Raw genomic sequence first — 19,110 nt, 5'->3', positions numbered from 1 at the left:
TTCACAAGGAGGACAAGGATGTTCAGCAAGAAGCGGGCATTCGCCGCAGCCGCGATCGCGGCGGGCGCAGCCCTCGTGCTCGCCGGCTGCGCCGGCGGCAGCGAAGACGCACCCGACACCGCCCCCACGTTCAACCCCGACGAGGAGGTCACCCTCGACCTCGCGTTCTGGGGCAACGACGTTCGCGCCGAGCTCTACAACGAGGCGATCGCCGCCTTCAACGAGGAGTACCCGAACATCACGGTGAACGCGACCTTCCTCGCGTTCCCCGAGTTCTGGGAGAAGCGTCAGACCGAGGCTGCCGGCGGCAACCTGCCCGACGTGATGCAGTTCGACTACTCGTACCTGCGTCAGTACTCCGAGAACAACCTGCTTCTCGACCTCGACCCGTACCTCGGCAACATCATCGAGACCGAGCCGCTTCCGCAGAACATCCTCGACATCGGCGTCGTCGGCGGTGTGACCACCGGCATCCCGACCTCGACGAACGCATGGGGCCTGTTCACCAACCCGGTTCTGCTCGAGAAGGCCGGCGTCGACGAGTTCGAGGGCGGCAGCTGGGAGGACTACACCGAGTGGATGGGTGAGGTCACCGACGGCTCCGGCGGCGAGTTCTGGGGTGGCGGCGACTTCACGGGCCGCATCCAGAACTTCGAGCTGCAGCTGCGCTCGGAGGGCTCGTACCTGTTCAGCGAGGACGGCGAGCCCGGCTTCGACGAGGAGCGCCTCACCGAGTTCTGGGAGTCCGGCCAGGACATCCGCGACGGCATCGGCATCCCGCAGCAGCGCGTCGAGGAGGTCGCCCCGAAGGGCGGCTTCGACAGCGCCCTGACCGCGAGCGAGCTCACGTGGGACAACTTCGGCGCGGGCTACCTCGCCGGTCTCGGCGAGGGCTACACCGAGCTCGGCCTCATCGCTCCTCCGGTCACGGAGGAGGGCACGAAGGACCTGTACCTCAAGCCCTCGATGCTCCACACCATCTCGGCCAACACCGAGCACCCGGAGGCGGCGGCCACGCTCGTCAACTTCCTGGTGAACTCGCCGCAGTCCGGTGAGATCTTCGGCACCAACCGCGGCCTGCCCGCGTCGGAGACCGCCCTCGACGCGGCCGAGCTCGACCCGCTGAGCCAGCAGGTCAAGGACTACGAGGCGTCGATCGCCGACCGCCTCGGCGACGCCCCGCCCGTGCCGATCGTCGGCTACGGCACCCTGGAGGAGAAGTTCCGCCAGCTCGGCACCGAGCTGAACTTCGGCACCGTCACCGTCGATGAGGCGGTCACGCAGTTCTTCGCCGAGATGGACGTCGTCCTCAACCAGTGACAGTCTTCCGGGTCCGGGCGTACGATGCGCCCGGGCCCGGAACACCACTCCAGCAAACCCGTATCGGAGAGTCCTCGTGAGCACCACAGCGACCAGAGTCATCGTGACCGGTGAGAAGGCATCGCGCCGGTCCCTGTTCCGCAAGTCCCGCCCGGAGCACGAGGACCGTCCCGGCATCCGGCGGCGCGCCGTTCGGGAGACACTGGCCGGGTACGGCTTCCTCATCCCGTGGCTGCTCGGGTTCTTCGGTCTCACGCTGATCCCGATGGCGTACTCGCTGTACCTGTCGTTCACCAGCTACAACATCTTCAGCCCGCCGAAGTGGATCGGGCTGGACAACTACATCCGGATGTTCACCACCGACCCGGCGTTCATCCAGTCCGCGCAGATCACGCTGGTCTACGTGCTGGTCGGCACCCCGATCATGCTCGCCGCCGCCCTCGGCGTGGCGATGCTGCTGAACTACCGCGACAAGGGCGCCGGCTTCTTCCGCTCCGCGTTCTACGCCCCCTCGCTGATCGGCGGGTCCGTGTCGGTCGCGATCGTGTGGCGCGCGATGTTCGCCGCCGACGGACCGGTCGACAACGGCCTCTCCGCGATCGGCATCGACCTCGGCGGCTGGGTGGGCAACCCCGCCCTGGTCGGCCCGATGATGATCCTCCTCGCGGTGTGGATGTTCGGTGCCACCATGGTCATCTTCCTGGCCGGCCTGAAGCAGATCCCCAAGGAGCTGTACGAGGCCGCCGAGATGGACGGCGCCGGCCCCTGGCACCGCTTCCGCGCGGTCACCCTGCCGATGCTCAGCCCGGTGATCTTCTTCAACCTGCTGCTCGGCCTGATCGGCGCGTTCCAGGTGTTCACCGCGGCGTATGTCATCTCCAACGGCACCGGCGGTCCCGCCGGCATGACGAACTTCATCACGCTGTACCTGTACAAGCGGGGCTTCTCGGACGGCCAGATGGGCTACGCCGCCGCGATCGCGTGGGTGCTGCTGGTCGTCGTCGCGATCATCGCCTTCATCCTCTTCCGCACCCAGCGCTCCTGGGTCCACTACGCCGGAGACAACCGATGAGCACCACATCCTCGTTCGGCGAGAACGCCCTCGTCCTCACCGAGAACCAGGTCGACCCCGACCAGAAGACCAGTCCGTCGCCGCAGCCGCGTCGCGGTGTCAAGCGCAAGACGTGGCAGACCGTGATCTGGTTCGTCGTGCTCATCGTCGTCACCGCGGTCGTGCTCTACCCGCTGGTGTGGCTGCTGTTCGCGACCTTCAAGCCCAACAGCGAGTTCGGCTCCAACATGGGCCTGCTGCCCAACAACCCCACCATCGACAACTACGTCAAGGTGCTCGAGGGCATCGCCGGTGTCCCGCTGTGGCGCTTCTTCACCAACAGCCTCATCATCGCCGTCGGCTCGGTCATCGGCACCGTGCTCTCCTCGGCGCTGGCGGCCTATGCGTTCGCCCGCATCCAGTTCAAGGGCCTCGGCATCCTGTTCGCCGCGATGATCGGCACGCTGCTGCTGCCGTTCCACGTCGTGATCATCCCGCAGTACATCATCTTCCAGCGCCTCGATCTCATCGACACCTTCGTTCCGCTGCTGCTGCCGAAGTTCCTCGCCACCGAAGCGTTCTTCGTCTTCCTCCTCGTGCAGTTCATCCGCCAGATGCCCCGCGACATGGACGAAGCCGCCCGCATCGACGGCGCCGGCCACCTGCGGATCTTCTGGTCGATCATCCTGCCGCTGATCAAGCCCGCCCTGATCACCTGCTCGATCTTCGCGTTCATCTGGGCCTGGAACGACTTCCTCGGGCCCCTCCTCTACCTGACGAGCCCCGAGAACTACCCGCTGCCCATCGCGCTGCGCCTCTACAACGACCAGACCAGCGCCAGCGACTACGGGGCCACCGTCGCCGCGTCGTTCGTCGCGCTCGTCCCCGTGCTGCTCTTCTTCCTGGTGTTCCAGCGCTTCCTCGTCGACGGCGTCGCCACCCAGGGCCTCAAGGGATAGCGTCATGGACCGCCGAGAACTCCGCGCCGCACGCCGTGCCGACGCGTCGGGCGCCGGGCCCACGCTCGAAGAGCGCGAGCCTGCCCGCTACCCGGGAGCGAAGGGCGCCTTCGCCCTGTTCGGCGAGGTGCTGCTGACCGGACTGCTCGTCACCGCGGCGGGACTGCTCGTCGTGACGCTGCCCGCGGCGCTGGCCGCCGGCATCCGTCATCTCCGCCGCTACGTCAACGCGGAGCAGTCGCACGCGCGGACGTTCTGGCAGGACTGGCGCCGCGCACTCCCGGGCGGCCTCGTCGTGGGCGTCGCCGGTGTCGCACTCGCTCTCGTGCTGATGCTCGACATCGACCTGGCGAACTCCGGCGCCCTGCCCGGCGGCGGCCTCATCTCGATCGTCGGCTGGGCCGGACTCGTCGTCGGCGCCGTCGCGCTGCTCGTCGCCGCCGGTGCGTGGACGCCTGAGCGCGGCTGGCGCGAGGCGGTGCGCAGCATCCCGTCGTCCCTCGCCTCCGATCCGATCGGCGCCGCGTACCTCGCGGCCGCCGCGGTGCTCGTCGGCGTCATGACATGGATGCTCGTCCCCCTCCTCATCGCGGGGCTCGGCTGCGCCGCCTTCGCCGTCGTCGCCGTGCCCGCCCGCCGCGGCCGCCGCTGACCCTCACCCCTCCCCGATCCGACACCCTCGTCAGAAGGAGCTGCTCGACGTGCTGTACGGCGCCGACTACAACCCCGACCAGTGGCCCGAGGAGGTGTGGGACGACGATGTCCGCCTGATGCAGGAGGCCGGCGTCAACATCGTCAGCCTCGGCATCTTCGCGTGGTCGCGCATCCAGCCGGCCGAGGACGTGTGGGACTTCGCGTGGCTCGACACCGTGATCGAGAAGCTGCACGCCGGCGGCATCGCGGTGAACCTCGCGACCGCGACCGCCTCGCCGCCGCCGTGGGTCAGTGCGACCTACCCCGAGACGCTCCCCCAGGACGAGTCCGGCGCGTCGTACTGGCCGGGCAGCCGCCAGCACTTCGCCCCCTCGTCGCCGACCTACCGCCGCCTTGCCGCCGAGGTGGTGCGCCGGCTCGCGGAGCGCTACGCGCATCACCCCGCCGTGGTGATGTGGCACGTCGGCAACGAGTTCGGCTGCCACCTCCCGATGGACTTCTCGGATGCTGCGCGCGACGCGTACCGCGACTGGCTCCACAAGCGCTACGCCACCGTCGAGGCGCTCAACGACGCGTGGGGCACGAGCTTCTGGTCGCAGCGCTACGGCTCGTTCGACGAGATCTTCCCGCCGCGGCTCGCCCCCTACAGCCACAACCCGTCGTCGATGCTCGACTGGCGCCGGTTCACGAGCGACATGCTGCTCGAGTGCTACCTCATGGAGCGCGAGATCCTGCTCGAGGCGGGTGCGACGCAGCCGATCACGACGAACTTCATGGGGCCGTTCAAGCCGGCGGACTACCGCCGGTGGGCGCCGTTCATGGACGTCATCGCCGACGACTGCTATCCCGACCCGGCCAACCCGAACCGCGTGCGCGACGCCGCCTTCCAGCGCGATCTCGTCCGTTCGCTCAAGCCGGGCGTGCCGTGGCTCCTGTGGGAGCAGGCGACGGATGCCGTCAACTGGCGTCCCGCGAACGCCGGCAAGCGTCCGGGTGCCCTGATGGCCGAGACCGCCCAGTCGGTGGCGCGCGGCGCCGACGGCATCATGTTCTTCCAGTGGCGGCAGTCCCGCGCCGGCAGCGAGAAGTTCCACTCGGCGATGCTCCCCCATGCCGGCACGGAGACCCGCACGTGGGACGCGGTGACCGAGCTCGGCGCGCGCCTCGCCGCGCTGCCGGAGCTGCCCGCCCCCGGGCGCGACGCCCAGGTCGCGCTGGTGTTCGACTGGGAGAACTGGTGGGCCGTCGAGGAGCGCGACCACCCCACCGAGATCGACTACCTCGCCCTCGTCCTCGAGTGGTACGGCGCGTTCCACGCGCGCAACATCCAGGTCGACATCGTCGGCCCCGAGGAGGTCGACCGCGATTACGACCTCGTCGTCGCGCCGGCGCTCTACCTGCTGCGCGATGAGGGCGCGGAGGCGCTCGCCCGCTTCGTCGACGACGGCGGGACGCTCCTCACCGGCCCGTTCACCGACATCGTCGACCAGCACGACCAGTTCCGCGACGGCGGGTTCCTGACGCGCCTCGGCCCCGTGCTGGGCCTGCGCTTCGAGGACTTCGGAGCCCTCGCGGGCTCCGCGGCAGGCGCCGCCGGCGTAGGCGCCCTGACCGCTGACGCGGCGCAGGCGGCCCGCGGCGCGGCGGCCCGCGGCACCGTCACGTTCGACCTGGACGGCGTGGAGCAGGCCGGCCGCCTCGTCGCCGAGGCCGTCCACACGACCGGCGCGACCGTGGTCGCCGCGTTCGCCTCGGGGGCGCAGTCCGGCTCGCCGGCGCTCACGCGCCACCGCTTCGGCGCGGGCGAGGCCTGGTACACCGCGACTCAGCCGGTGGGCAGCGGCGCGGCGGCCGGTGGACAGTCGGCCGCGGCGCTCGACGCCGTCGTGGCGGCGGTGGTCGCCGCATCCGGTGTCCGCCCCGTCGTGGCGGGCCTGCCCGCCGGCGTCGAGGCCGCACGCCGGGGAGACCTCGTCACGCTCATCAACCACGGCGACGTGCGCGTCGAGATCGCGATCGCCGGGACCGACGCCGAGACCGGCGTCGCCGTCGACCGCGTGGTGCTCGACTCCCAGGGCGTCGCGTTCGTCACGGCACCCGTCGCCGCCCGCGAGACGCCCGCACCCGCGGACCACGTCAGCGTCCCCTGACAGCACACGGCGGATGCCGCGGCACGGCCCCGTGCCGCGGCATCCGTTCCTCCCGTCACACTCCCGAGAGGACACCATGACCGACACCACCGCACGGCTCGACCCGCACTACGAGATCGCCGACATCGACCGGCGCCTGTTCGGCGGCTTCGTCGAGCACCTCGGGCGCCACATCTACGACGGCATCTTCGAGCCGGGGCATCCGTCCGCCGATGCCGAGGGCTTCCGCGCCGACGTGGTGGACCTCGTGAAGGAGCTCGGCGTCTCGACCATCCGCTACCCGGGCGGCAACTTCGTCTCGGGGTACAAGTGGGAGGACGGCATCGGCCCGGTGGCCGAACGGCCGCGCCGCCTCGACCTGGCGTGGCACTCGACCGAGACCAACGAGGTCGGGCTGCACGAGTTCCAGGCCTGGCTCGACCGCGTCGGCAGCGAGCTCATGCTCGCCGTCAACCTCGGCACGCGAGGCACGCAGGAAGCCCTCGACCTGCTCGAGTACGCCAACGCCGACACGCAGACCGCGTGGACCGACCGGCGCGGCGCGAACGGCCGCGAGACGCCGTTCGGCGTGAAGATGTGGTGCCTCGGCAACGAGATGGACGGCCCGTGGCAGGTCGGGCACCGCAATGCGGACGATTACGGCAAGCTCGCCTCGCGCACCGCGAAGGCGATGCGCATGCTCGACCCGGGTGTCGAGCTCGTGGTGTGCGGCTCGTCCGCCCGCTCGATGCCGACCTTCGGCTCGTGGGAGCGCACCGTGCTCGAGCACACCTTCGACGACGTCGACTTCATCTCGTGCCACTCCTACTACCAGGAGCAGGGCGGGAACGCGCAGGACTTCCTCGCCTCGGGCGTCGACATGGCGCGCTTCATCGAGTCGGTGGTCGCGATCGCCGACACGGTCGCCGCCACCAAGAAGAGCGACAAGCGCATCATGATCTCGTTCGACGAGTGGAACGTCTGGTACCTCCACGACGACCAGGGCGGACAGAACGACAAGCCCGAGGAGCAGGGCTGGCCGATCGCGCCGCGCCTGCTGGAGGACAAGTACAGCGCGCTCGACGCCGTCGTCTTCGGCGACCTCCTGATCACGCTGCTGCAGCACGCCGATCGCGTGCGCTCCGCGTCGCTCGCGCAGCTCGTCAACGTGATCGCCCCGATCATGACCGAGCCCGGCGGTCCCGCCTGGCGCCAGACCACGTTCTTCCCGTTCTCGATCACCTCGCGCCTCGCCCACGGCCGCGCCGTGCGCGTGCCCGTGTCGGCGGGCACGTTCACGACTGAGAAGCTCGGTGAGGTCGCGGCCGTGAACGCGGTCGCCACCGTCGACGACGACGGCGTGTCGCTCTTCGTCGTGAATCGTTCGACGACGGATGCTGCGGACCTGCGCGTCGACCTCGCTCCGCTGGTGCGCGCCCTCGGCCGCGAGGTCGCGGTCGTCGAGTCGCACCTGCTGCACGACGACGACCTCTACGCGGCCAACACCCTCGAGGACCCCGAGCGGGTCGGCGTGCGCGTGGCCGAGGCATCCGTCGACGGCGAAGAGCTGTCGGTCGCGCTGCCCGCGGTGTCGTGGGCGGCGATCCGGCTCGCCTGACATCGCGACGAGCGGAGGCGATACGCCCGGCGGGGCCTTCGGCCGGGCGTCTCTCCTCCGCTCCCCGCACCTTTCCGACCTATCGACGACGACAGGAAGACGAGACGGCGATGACGCTGCGCAAGACCCCGACCCCGCCCATGGGCTGGAACAGCTGGGACAGCTACGGCACCACGATCACCGAGGCCGAGGTGCTCGCGAACGCCCGGTTCATGGCCGAGCACCTGCTGCCGCACGGGTGGGACACGATCGTGATCGACGCCGACTGGTCGGATCCGCAGGCCAGATCGCACGGCTACACGGATGCTGCAGCCCTGACGATCGACGGGTTCGGGCGCCTCCAGCCCGATCCCGCGCGCTTCCCGAGCTCCGCCGACGGCGCCGGGTTCGGTCCGCTCGCCGCGCGCCTGCACGACCTCGGGCTGAAACTCGGCATCCACGTGATGCGCGGCATCCCGAGGGTCGCGGTCGCCGCCGACACCGAGATTCTCGGGACGGATGCCACGGCCGCCCAGGTCGCCGACCCCGCGAACGTGTGCGAGTGGAACCCGCACTACGTGGGTCTCGACCACGCGAACCCGGCCGCCCAGGCGTACTACGACTCGTGCGTCGCGCAGTACGCCGAATGGGGTGTCGACTTCGTCAAGGCCGACGACATGCTGTGGCCCTACCAGGTGCCCGACATCGAGGCGTACTCGCGGGCCGTCGACCGCGCCGACCGCGACATCGCGCTGTCGCTGTCGCCCGGTCGCGACCTGTCGGCCGCGCACCTGGACCACCTCCGCGCGCACGCGACGATGTGGCGCGTGTGCGACGACGTGTGGGACCGCTGGGAAGACGTCGAGCCCAACTTCGCGCGCCTCGCGCGCTGGGCTCCGTTCGCGGGGCCCGACGGCTGGCCCGACGCCGACATGCTGCCTCTCGGCCGCATCGGCATCCGCGCCGAGCGCGGCGAGCAGCGCGAGGGCGCGCTCACACTCCCCGAGCGCAGGTCTCTCGTCACGCTGTGGGTCATGGCCCGCTCGCCGCTCATGATCGGCGGGGACCTGCCGAAGAGCGCTCCCGAGACGATCGCGCTGTTCACGAACGACGACGTGCTCGAGATCCTGCGCGACTCCGCCGGCAACCGCGAGCTGCTCCGCGAGCGCGACCTCGTGGTCTGGGCCGCCGAGCGGGGCGACATGCGCTGGGTCGCCGTCTTCAACACCGCGGACGAAGCGCGCGAGGTGCCGTTCGACACCCGCTCGCTCGGGCTGGGACCCGCGCCGGCCGCCGTCGTGGACGTGTGGGACGGGGCATCCGTTTCCGTCGAAGCCGTTCACGAGCAGTCGGATGCTGCGCGCAGCGTCGCGCCCGGCAGCTCGGTCGTGCGGCTTTCGCTCGAGCCGCACGGGTGCAGGCTCTTGCGCGCCTGAGCGGACGGTGATCGGATGCTGCTGGGAAAGCGCTTGCGCACCATCCGATCGCGTGGCACACTATTGGAAAGCGTTTACCCGACACTCCAGTCCCGTTGCTGGGGCCGGGTACCCACAAGCCTTCAGAGCAGAAAGCAGGACCCCGTGACCGACACGACTCTCGCCCCGGCCCCGGCCGAGGCCTCCGGCCGTCCCACCGTGCGTGAGATCGGCATCATCATGAACGGCGTCTCGGGACGCATGGGCTACCGCCAGCACCTGGTGCGCTCGATCCTCGCGATCCGCGAGCAGGGCGGCATCGAGCTGCCCGACGGCACCAAGGTCACCGTCAAGCCGCTGCTCGTGGGCCGCAGCGAGGCGAAGCTCGCCGAGCTCGCCGCCAAGCACGGCATCGAGGACTACACGACCGACCTCGACGCCGCCCTCGCCGACCCGCGGTGGGAGATCTACGCCGACTTCCTCGTGACCAAGGCGCGCGCCTCGGCCCTGCGCAAGGCGATCGCCGCCGGCAAGACCATCTACACCGAGAAGCCCACGGCCGAGACCGTCGCCGAGGCCCTCGAGCTCGCCAAGCTCGCCGACGAGGCCGGCGTCAAGACCGGCGTCGTGCACGACAAGCTGTACCTGCCCGGCCTGCAGAAGCTCAAGCGCCTCATCGACTCGGGCTTCTTCGGCCGCATCCTCTCGGTGCGGGGCGAGTTCGGGTACTGGGTGTTCGAGGGCGACTGGCAGCCCGCGCAGCGCCCGTCGTGGAACTACCGTGCCGAGGACGGCGGCGGCATCATCGTCGACATGTTCCCGCACTGGAACTACGTGCTCGAGAACCTGTTCGGCGAGGTCAAGACCGTCTACGCGCAGGCCGCCGTGCACATCCAGGACCGCTGGGACGAGAAGGGCGAGCACTACACCGCCACGGCCGAGGATGCCGCGTACGGCATCTTCGAGCTCGAGGGCGACATCGTCGCGCAGATCAACTCGTCGTGGACGGTGCGCGTGAACCGCGACGAGCTCGTCGAGTTCCACGTCGACGGCACGCACGGCTCCGCCGTCGTGGGACTGTTCGGTGCGAAGATCCAGCACCGCAACGCGACCCCCAAGCCGGTGTGGAACCCCGACCTGGCCGACGACCACGACTACGACGCCGACTGGGCCGAGGTCCCCACCAACGACGTGTTCCAGAACGGCTTCCGCCAGCAGTGGGAGGAGTTCCTCGTCTCGTACGTCGAGGGCACCGACTACGAGTTCGACCTGCTGTCGGGCGCGCGCGGTGTGCTGCTCGCCGAGGCCGGCTTGCAGTCGAGCCGCGAGGGCCGCAAGGTCGAGCTGCCGACGCTGTCGCTGGACTGATCGGGAGCACGGATGCCGAAGCTCACCCTTCTCTCCGACGCCGGGGTCTTCTCGGCGGTCGAGCTGAACGAGTCCCCGGGCTACATCAGGCCCGAGGGCCCGCTCCGCAGCCGCGTGGCGTACGCCGCCGCCCACGTCGTGCCGAAGACCTGGGCCGACAACACCCCCGGACAGCCGGCCGAGGTCGACTGGGACGCGACGCTGGACTTCCGCCGCGCCGTGTACTCGTGGGGCCTGGGCGTCGCCGACGCCATGGACACCGCCCAGCGCAACATGGGGCTCGACGCCGCCGCGACGCGCGACCTCATCGCGCGTTCGGCTGAGGTCGCCCGCGAAGAGGGCGGCTCGGTCGTGGTCGGGGTCAACACCGACCACGTCGAGGCCGAGCGCATCTCGCTGCAGGAGGTCACCGACGCCTACAAGGAGCAGCTCCACTTCACGGAGGAGCAGGGCGCAGGCCCGGTGCTCATGGCGTCGCGCCACCTGGCGCGCGTCGCGGAGTCGGCCGACGACTACCGCCACGTGTACCGCGAGGTGCTGCAGTCGGCGACCGTGCCCGTGGTGCTCCACTGGCTGGGCACGGCGTTCGACCCGGTGCTCGAGGGCTACTTCGGCTCCTCCGACTGGCGCGAGGCATCGGCGGTGCTGCTCGAGATCATCGAGGAGAACGCCGACAGGGTCGCGGGCGTCAAGATGAGCCTGCTCGATGCCGCCTCCGAGGTGTCGGTGCGCGAGCGCCTTCCCGACGGCGTGCGCATGTTCACCGGCGACGACTTCAACTACGTCGGCCTCATCGGCGGGCAGGACGTGCCGGATGCGACGCAGCCCGAGCGCGACCCCGAGAGCCCGCGGCAGCACTCCGACGCGCTGCTGGGCGCCTTCGCCGCGATCACGCCGGTCGCCTCCGCGGCGATCCAGGCGCTCGACGCCGGCGACCCCGCCCGGTACCTCGAGATCCTCGGCCCGACCGAGGAGCTCAGCCGCCAGGTGTTCGCCGCGCCGACGTTCTACTACAAGACCGGCGTCGCGTTCCTGTCGTGGCTGAACGGCCACCAGCCGGCCTTCCAGATGGTCGGCGGCCTGCACTCCGCCCGGAGCCTCCCGCACCTGTCGCGCATCGTCGAGCTCGCGAACTCGTCGCTCGCGCTCGAGAAGCCCGAGCTGGCGGCCATCCGCTGGCACGGGATGCTGCGCCACAACGGCATCGACGTCCCGGGAGTCATCTCATGAGCTTCTCGTCCCACGGCACCGTCGACCCTCGGCTGTCGATCAACCAGGCCACGATCAAGTACGCCGACCTGGCGACGGCGCTCCGCGTGACCGCCGAGGCGGGCGTGCAGGCGATCGGCCTGTGGCGCGAGCCCGTGCAGGAGGTCGGCCTCGCCACCGCGGCCTCGATGCTGACGGACTCCGGTCTGCGCTTCACCACGCACTGCCGCTCGGGCTTCTTCACGATGCCCGAGGGCCCCGCGCGCCGCGCCTCGATCGACGACAACCGCGTCGCGATCGAAGAGGCGGCGACGCTCGCCGCCGCAGGCGCCGAGGGGTCGACCGCGATCCTCGTGCTCGTCGCGGGCGGGCTGCCCGAGGGGTCGCGCGACCTCGTGGGCGCGCGCGAGCGCGTGCGCGACGCCATCGGCGAGCTTGCTCCGGATGCCGCGGCCGCGGGCGTGACGCTCGCCATCGAGCCGCTGCATCCGATGTACGCCTCCGACCGCTGCGTCGTCTCGACGCTCGGCCAGGCGCTCGACATCGCCGCGGACTTCGACCCGGCCGTCGTCGGCGCGACCGTCGACACGTTCCACATCTGGTGGGACCCCGACGTGCTCGCCTCGATCGAGCGCGCGGGCCGCGAAGGCCGCATCGCCACGTACCAGGTGTGCGACTGGAAGACGCCGCTGCCCGCCGACGTGCTCCTCAGCCGTCACTACCCGGGCGACGGCGTCATCGACTTCGCGTCGCTGACCGACGCCGTCGAGGCGACCGGCTACGACCGCGACATCGAGGTCGAGATCTTCAACGAGGAGATCTGGGCCACCGACCCGCTCGTCGCCGTGCAGCGCACGGCAGCCGGGTTCGCGGCATCCGTCTCACCCCACCTGCGGGCTCGCGTCGCGAACTGACGCGCCCGTCGTCTCGAAGCGCCCGCGGGTTCTTGGCCCCCGCGGGCGCTTCGTCGTCCGCTCCTGTCAGCGGTCGGAGGCCGCGGACAGCAGCCGCAGCTCCCGCAGGCGCGGGGTCGCCGTCCCCTGCGCCTCGATGCGCACCGGCAGCTCCACCGCGCCTGTCGCGGTGCCGAGCGGCACCTCACGCATGAGCGCGTCCGCACCGGCCGGCACGGGCTCGTCGATCACGACGGCTTCCCCCACCGTCACGCGGACATGAGCGTGCTCGTCCGGCGCGAGCCACGACAGGCGCAGTGCGTCGGCGGTGCCGCTCCAGTCGCGGAGCGTCAGGGTGATCACGCCCCGCGTGCGACGCCAGCGGGCATCGACCTCGACGCCGATCTCCTCGTCGGACGCGGTCAGTCCGTGGTCCGACTCCGGCTGCTGTTCACCGAACGTCACGAGGTCGCGCGTCCGCGCCTCGAGGCCGAGCGACGCGGCGTCGATCCGCTCGAGCGCTGCGCGCCGGGCGGTGACGGACCCGGCATCGGTCCCCTCGGCGAGCGGCCACGACAGCGTGTAGCGCGCGTCATGGATGCCGGCGAAGGGCTCGAGGTCGACGCTGCCGCCGTCGGCGGTGGGCACGCGCAGGCGGGCGTCCCCGAGTCGCACGCCGTGTGCGAGCGCGTCGGCGGCGAGCACCGGCGTCTCGGCGAGCGGGCGCAGCGCGCCGACGGCGATGTGCCCCATGCGGGCGCCCGACCCGCGGTACGCGACCGTGTCGTCGGGCACGCGCAGCGCCAGCACGTCGGGTCCGTCGACGATCCACGCCCAGTCCGAGCCGTCGGTCGGGCGCTCGAACCGGAGCCGGCGCGGCAGCGCGAGGCGCACCACCGACGCCCCGGCGCCGAGGTCGATGCGCAGGCGCGTCCCCGTCGCGGCGGTCGCAGCATCCGTCGTCGCGGCGCCATCGGTCCGGATGCCGACATCGCCGGCCCAGTCGGGAACGAGCACGGCGAGGCGCGTCGGGCGCTCGGCGTGCACCTCGAGCGCCGCGTGCACGACGGCGGGATCGGAGAGGTCGTCGACCTCGATCGCGACCTCGAGCCCGTCGGCCTCGAGCCGTGACGGCACGAGGGCGTTCACGTTCACGTCGGCCCCGGCGTCGGCGCCGACGCCGACGCCGGCGAACGAGAACACGAGAGCGCCGTGACGCGACTGCGCCTCGAAGCCCGAGCCCATGCAGCACCAGAACCCCTCGGCCTCCGGCGAGAAGACCCGGTAGTGGGCCGGGCGCTGCGGCGTGAAGTAGACGAGGCCGCCGTGTTCGGGGTGCTGCGCCGAGCGCAGGTGGTTGGCCCGCGCCCGCTCGGCCCACAGGAGATAGTCGTCGTCGCCCGTGAGCAGGTGGAGCTCGGCGGCGAGCTTGACCATGTTGTGCGTATTGCACGTCTCGGGGCCTTCGCGCGCGGTGAACATGCCGGCGAAGCCCTGCGGGAAGTGCTCGCGCACGCTGTCGCCGCCGATCGCGGTGCTGCGGTGGCGCGCCACGCGGTCGAAGAAGAAGCGCGCCGCCGCGCCCTCCCGCTCCTCGATGTCGGGCAGCAGCTCGGGCGCGAGCGCGCGGGCCGCCCGCTCGATCGTCGCGAAGCCGACGACCACCGGGATCTGCGTGTTCGCGTGCAGTCCGTCGAGCTCGTCGCGGCCCGCGGCGAGCGGCTCGACGAGCTCCCGGCGCGCGAACCGGCGCGCGAGGCGGAGGTAGGCGGCGTCCTGCAGCAACAGCGCGAGTCGCGCGAACGCCTCGGTCATGCCGCCGAACTCGCACGCGAGGATGCGCTCGAACGCCTCGTCGTCGAGGTCGCCTGCGGTGCCCAGCCACCATGCGCCGAGGTGCTCGAGCGTCTCGCGCGCGGTCGGGTCGCCGGTCAGCTCGACGGCGTCGACGAGCCCCGCGAGGATCTTGTGCAGGTTGTACAGCGGCACCCACCGGCCGTTGAGGTGGAAAGCGCCCGCCTCGACACGCCCGGCGCGCAGTTCGTCCCACAGGGCCTCGCCGTCGGGCACGCCGCCGACGTAGCCCGTCCCCCGGGCGAGCTGACAGTCACGGATGCTGCGCACCAGCGTCCGCGCGAGGTCCGCGGCCGCCGCGTCCCCGGCCGCGGCCAGCGTGCTCGCCGCCGACAGCACGTGCCCGGCGGTGTGCCCGCCGAGGCCGTCGGACTCCCACCCGCCGTAGCTCTGCGCGATCGGGGCGAGCCCCGCTTCGCGGCGGAACGGCGCGAGCAGCCGCTCGGGATCGAGGCGCTGGAGCGACGCGGAAACGGTGCGCTGCGCATCGAGGTCGGTGCCGGCCAGGCGCACGTCGGCTGCGGATGCGAAGCGCAGCTCGGCGGACGGCGCGGAGCACGGCTCGGCGATCGGAGGCATGGAGCTCCTTCGTGTGGGCGCGTGTCGCCCCCCAACTGGGGAAAACGGTGCGGAAATCGCTTCCCAATCTATCGCCGGAACCGGACACAGGCTCTAGAATCTCGGCTGTGAGCGACATGATCGCGCCTACCCGAGGCGCCGCCACCCTTCACGATGTCGCGCGCGAGGCAGGCGTCTCGCTCGCGACCGCGTCGCGGGTGCTCAACGGCTCGACGCGGAAGGTGGCCGAGAGCTACCGCGAGCGCGTCGAGACCGCCGCCGAGAAGCTCGGCTACACGGCCAATCTCTCCGCCCAGGCGACCGCGCGAGGCACCGCCGCCATCGTCGCCCTCCTGGTCGCCGACATCGCCGACCCCTATTTCGGTCAGCTCGCCTCCGGCGTCGCGCGCGGCGCCGACGAGGCGGGCCTCGTCGTCACGATCGCGATCACCGAGCGCGATCCGCAGCGCGAGGTCAAACTGGTGCGGGCCCTCCGCGGACAACGGCCCCGCGGCCTCATCCTCGCGGCATCGAGGGTCGAAGGCCCGGACGCCGTCGGCCTGGAGGGCGAGCTCGAGGCGTTCTCGAACATGGGCGGCCGCGTCGTGGTCGTCGGTCCCGGCGGGGGCACAGCCCGCTCGGTGGCGGTCGACAACCGCGGTGGCGCGGCGGCACTCGGCGCACAGCTCGCGGGCCTGGGTTATCGCGACGCGATCGTGCTCGCAGCATCCGAGGGCATCCGAACGTCCGACGACCGTGTGGACGGGTTCACCGAGGGATTCACCGGTGCGGGCGGCAGCGTGCGCGAGGTGCGCCGCGCCGGCTTCACGCGCGATGCCGGCTACGCGGCCGCATCCGAGCTGCTCGAGGGCGGCGACGTGCCGGCGGGCACCCTCATCTTCGGCATCAGCGACGTCGTCGCGATCGGCATCATGTCCGCCGTCCGCGACGCCGGACGCCAGGTCGGCGCCGACATCGCGGTCGCCGGCTTCGACGACATCGCCACGGGCCGCGACATCCGTCCCGGTCTGACGACGGTGCGCGTCCCCCTGGAGGATCTGGGCTACCGCGCGCTGCACGCCGCCACCGACCCGGAATGGGATGCCGCCGAGCCGCAGCTCCCGCTCGAGGTGATCGTGCGCGGCAGCACACCGCCGCGGGCGTGACACCCGCGCCGGGCCGCGGTGCGCGGGTCGGGAAACGCTTCCGGGTAGGCTGAGCGCGCCGAGACCCAGGGAGACACGGATGCCTCGACCGCCCCGCGCCGACCGCGCGACGCGCGTGACGATCGCCGACGTCGCCGCGCGGGCGGGAGTGTCGCTGTCGACCGTGTCGCGCGCGCTGAACGGCAATCCCACGGTCGACCCGGTCCTCGCCGAGCGGGTGAAGGATGCCGCGGCCGAACTCGACTACACCGCGAGCCCCGTGGCGCGCAGCCTCGTGCTCGGTCGCACCCAGACCGTCGCGGTCGTGGTGCCCGACCTCGGCAACCCCACCTTCCAGGCGATCCTGCGCGGGCTCAGTCACGCCGCCGCCGCCGACGACTACCACGTGCTGGTCGCCGACTCGGCGGAGTCGGTCGAGGAGGAGCGCGTGCTGGCCGGGACGACGCGCCGCCGCACGGACGGCGTGATCCTCTGCGCGCCGCGCCTGCCGCAGGACGAGCTCGACCGCCTGGTCGGCGGGCTCCGACCGGTGGTGCTCATCAACCGGGCCTCGGGCGGCGTGCCGCACGTGCGCGCGGACTACCGGACCGCTCTCGCCGCCGAGCTCGCGCACCTGCACGAACTCGGTCACCGGCGCGTCGTCTTCCTCGCGGGAGCCCCGGGCAGCGTCGCGAACACGGCGCGACTCCAGGCGATCGCGTCGTTCGTCGCCGAGCACCCCGACACGGAGGTCACCGAGATCCCGTGCGGCGTCGACTTCGAGGCGGGTGCGGCCGCGGGTGCCGCGGTGCTCGCCTCCGGAGCGACGGCTGCGCTCGCCTTCAACGACCTGGTCGCGACGGGACTCCTGAGCGCCGTGCAGGCGAGCGGATCCCGCGTTCCCGACGACCTCTCCATCGTGGGGTTCGACGACATCCCCTTCGCCCAGTACACGACTCCCCCGCTCACGACCGCCGCCGTGCCCGCGACGGAGCTTGGGATCCAGGCATGGGCGCGCATGCGCGAACTGCTCGAGGGCGCGGAGCCCGGCGCCCCGCTCACCGTGCTGCCCGAGCTGACCGTGCGCGGCACGACGGGCCCCGCCCCCGCCTGAACCCACTGTTGCAGCGGTGAGCGCGGCGGGACAATGAGCGCAAATGGACCCCGCAGTGCTGGAGCTGGAGATCGGGTCCGGACCCGAGCCGGGCTCGTACGTCGCGCGCGTGCTGCGCTCGGTGGGAGGGGGCGAGCCGAGCGAGACCTTCCGCCTCGATCTCGACGAACTCGTGGATCGCCGCCCCCTGCTCGAAGCGAGCGTGCTGTCGTCGGCGGTGTCGGCCCGCCGCGTGATGTCGGATGCCGAAGCGGTCCTGCAGGACGTCGGGCGGCGCCTGTTCGACGCGGCGTTCACGGGAAGCGTCGGCACGGCCTACCGCACCAGCATCGCCGTCGCCTCGGAGCGCGGCCTCAGCGTGCAGGTCTCACTGCGGCTCACCGCGCCGGGGCTCGCCGCCCTGCCGTGGGAGGCGCTCTACGACGCCGACACCGAGCGGTACCTCTGCCGCAAGGAGCCTCTGGTGCGGAACGTTCCCGCCGCGCACACCCCGGTCCTTCAGATCACGCCGCCGCTGCGGGTGCTCGGCATGATCTCGTCGCCGCGCGGCCTTCCGCTGCTCGATGTCGAGCAGGAGCGCGATCGGCTCGAACAGGCGCTCGGCCCCCACATCGACGCGGGGCGGGTCGAGCTGAGCTGGCTCGATGACCTCACCTGGGACGGCCTGCACGCCAAGCTGCTCGAGGGTTCCTGGCACGTGCTGCACTTCATCGGCCACGGCGCCTACGACACCTCGACCGATGAGGGCGTGCTGGCGTTCGTGGGTCGCGACGGCCGTGCCGACCACGTGACCGCCTCGGCGCTCGCCGATCTGCTCGACGAGGCCGAGCCGACCCCGCGTCTCGTGGTGCTCAACTCGTGCCAGTCGGGCGCCGGCGGACCGACCGACCTGTTCTCCGGCACCGCCGCAGCGCTCGCGCGCAGCGGCATCCGCGCCGTGGCCGCCATGCAGTTCTCGATCAGCGACACCGCCGCCCTGGCGTTCTCGCGCGGGTTCTACACGGCGCTGGCCCGCAACCGGGGAATCGACGAGGCCGTGCGCAGCGGCCGGATCGGCATCCTCGGCGCAGGTCGCGGCACCCTCGAGTGGGTCACGCCGGTGCTCTACCTGCGCGGTGACGCGCATCTGTTCGACCTCGGACCGGTGCCGGCACCCCGTGAGCCGGCGGCACACCCGCCCGAACCCCCTCACGCGGGCGACGGGCGGCCGGACGCCGCCCAGGAGCAGGATCACCCCGAGGTCGCCGCTGCCGCGCCGGTCGCCGCTGCCGCGCCGGTCGACGTGGTCGCGCCGGCGCACGCCGAGGCCTCCCCCGACGGAGATGCCGCCTCGCGATCATCGCGACGGCGAGCGTGGATCATCGCCGGCGCGGCAGGGGCGCTGGCGATCGGGGCAGGCATCGCCGTGGCGGCATGGCTGGGCCCGACGCTGTTCGGCGACGGCACCGGCGGGTCCGACGACCAAGGGAGCACGGCGGAGCTCGCGGTCCCGCTCAACCTGGACTGGGTCGACGTCGGGCTGTACTGCACCCTCGGCGACGAGTTCGTCATCGAGGTGAGCGGACGCGGCTGGCTCGACGAGACGGCGGATTCGCAGATCGGTCCCGAGGGCCTGACGTCGGGCGAGAGGCCGGAAGACCGGGTGATCGCCGGCGCGAACACCGGGGCGGTCATCGGGAAGCTCGACACCACGCCGGAGATCTTCCCCGTCGGCACCGGAACGACGTATCCGTGTCCGGCGCAGGGCGGTCTTCTGCTGGGGGTCAACGACACCGACCTTGCGGACAACAGCGGCGAATTCGGGGCTTTTGTGACGCTGAACCAGTAGTCCACGCTCCGGGATC

14 protein-coding genes are annotated in these 19,110 nt (G+C 71.6%); 13 read left to right on the top strand and 1 reads right to left on the bottom strand.

Annotation, left to right across the window (positions count from 1 at the left end):
* The first annotated feature begins 18 nt into the window (after nt 1-18).
* The 10 genes from ACFQ7C_RS09435 (at nt 19) to ACFQ7C_RS09390 (ending at nt 12,616) form a co-directional block, all read left to right on the top strand.
* Entirely contained in the window at nt 19-1,320 is a 1,302-nt protein-coding gene (locus tag ACFQ7C_RS09435; protein ID WP_378899540.1) for an ABC transporter substrate-binding protein, read from the top strand.
* 76 nt (nt 1,321-1,396) lie between these two features.
* On the top strand, nt 1,397-2,392 hold the full coding sequence (locus ACFQ7C_RS09430; protein ID WP_378899536.1) for a carbohydrate ABC transporter permease: 996 nt from the start codon (nt 1,397-1,399) through the stop codon (nt 2,390-2,392).
* On the top strand, nt 2,389-3,330 hold the full coding sequence (locus ACFQ7C_RS09425; protein WP_378899533.1) for a carbohydrate ABC transporter permease: 942 nt from the start codon (nt 2,389-2,391) through the stop codon (nt 3,328-3,330). Before ACFQ7C_RS09430 ends, ACFQ7C_RS09425 begins: the two co-directional genes overlap by 4 nt.
* Before the next feature lie 4 nt (nt 3,331-3,334).
* Complete coding sequence (locus ACFQ7C_RS09420; RefSeq protein WP_378899530.1) at nt 3,335-3,982, top strand: DUF624 domain-containing protein; 648 nt, start codon at nt 3,335-3,337, stop codon at nt 3,980-3,982.
* Nucleotides 3,983-4,031: 49 nt separating this feature from the next.
* Nucleotides 4,032-6,134, top strand: a complete 2,103-nt coding sequence (locus tag ACFQ7C_RS09415; protein WP_378899527.1) for a beta-galactosidase — start codon at nt 4,032-4,034, stop codon at nt 6,132-6,134.
* 76 nt (nt 6,135-6,210) lie between these two features.
* Nucleotides 6,211-7,731, top strand: a complete 1,521-nt coding sequence (locus tag ACFQ7C_RS09410) for an alpha-N-arabinofuranosidase (protein ID WP_378899524.1) — start codon at nt 6,211-6,213, stop codon at nt 7,729-7,731.
* A gap of 110 nt (nt 7,732-7,841) precedes the next feature.
* Nucleotides 7,842-9,146: an alpha-galactosidase gene (locus ACFQ7C_RS09405; protein WP_378899521.1), complete on the top strand. Its 1,305-nt coding sequence runs from the start codon at nt 7,842-7,844 to the stop codon at nt 9,144-9,146.
* Nucleotides 9,147-9,290: 144 nt separating this feature from the next.
* On the top strand, nt 9,291-10,493 hold the full coding sequence (locus tag ACFQ7C_RS09400; protein WP_378899518.1) for a Gfo/Idh/MocA family protein: 1,203 nt from the start codon (nt 9,291-9,293) through the stop codon (nt 10,491-10,493).
* A 12-nt stretch (nt 10,494-10,505) separates the two neighbouring features.
* The gene (locus tag ACFQ7C_RS09395) at nt 10,506-11,723 is read left to right on the top strand and encodes a dihydrodipicolinate synthase family protein (protein WP_378899515.1); all 1,218 of its coding nucleotides are present in this window, start codon (nt 10,506-10,508) and stop codon (nt 11,721-11,723) included.
* Nucleotides 11,720-12,616 carry a sugar phosphate isomerase/epimerase family protein gene (locus ACFQ7C_RS09390; protein ID WP_378899512.1) on the top strand — a complete coding sequence of 299 codons (897 nt, stop codon included), beginning with the start codon at nt 11,720-11,722 and terminating at the stop codon, nt 12,614-12,616. Before ACFQ7C_RS09395 ends, ACFQ7C_RS09390 begins: the two co-directional genes overlap by 4 nt.
* A gap of 66 nt (nt 12,617-12,682) precedes the next feature.
* Here ACFQ7C_RS09390 and ACFQ7C_RS09385 read toward each other — a convergent pair whose 3' ends face one another.
* The gene (locus tag ACFQ7C_RS09385; protein WP_378899510.1) at nt 12,683-15,028 is read right to left on the bottom strand and encodes a beta-L-arabinofuranosidase domain-containing protein; all 2,346 of its coding nucleotides are present in this window, start codon (nt 15,026-15,028) and stop codon (nt 12,683-12,685) included.
* Between the two features lie 107 nt (nt 15,029-15,135).
* Here ACFQ7C_RS09385 and ACFQ7C_RS09380 point away from each other — a divergent pair, with 107 nt between their 5' ends.
* The 3 genes from ACFQ7C_RS09380 to ACFQ7C_RS09370 all read left to right on the top strand — a co-directional run bounded on the left by ACFQ7C_RS09380 (nt 15,136) and on the right by ACFQ7C_RS09370 (nt 19,094).
* Entirely contained in the window at nt 15,136-16,173 is a 1,038-nt protein-coding gene (locus tag ACFQ7C_RS09380) for a LacI family DNA-binding transcriptional regulator (RefSeq protein ID WP_378899507.1), read from the top strand.
* Nucleotides 16,174-16,252: 79 nt separating this feature from the next.
* Nucleotides 16,253-17,266 carry a LacI family DNA-binding transcriptional regulator gene (locus ACFQ7C_RS09375; protein ID WP_378899503.1) on the top strand — a complete coding sequence of 338 codons (1,014 nt, stop codon included), beginning with the start codon at nt 16,253-16,255 and terminating at the stop codon, nt 17,264-17,266.
* A gap of 43 nt (nt 17,267-17,309) precedes the next feature.
* Complete coding sequence (locus tag ACFQ7C_RS09370) at nt 17,310-19,094, top strand: CHAT domain-containing protein (protein ID WP_378899500.1); 1,785 nt, start codon at nt 17,310-17,312, stop codon at nt 19,092-19,094.
* Nucleotides 19,095-19,110 lie beyond the last annotated feature (16 nt).

The organism is Microbacterium sp. NPDC056569 (assembly GCF_042793475.1).
GTDB lineage: Bacteria > Actinomycetota > Actinomycetes > Actinomycetales > Microbacteriaceae > Microbacterium.
Note: the sequence above shows the minus strand (reverse complement) of the source record. Positions and strands in the feature narration are given on the sequence as shown.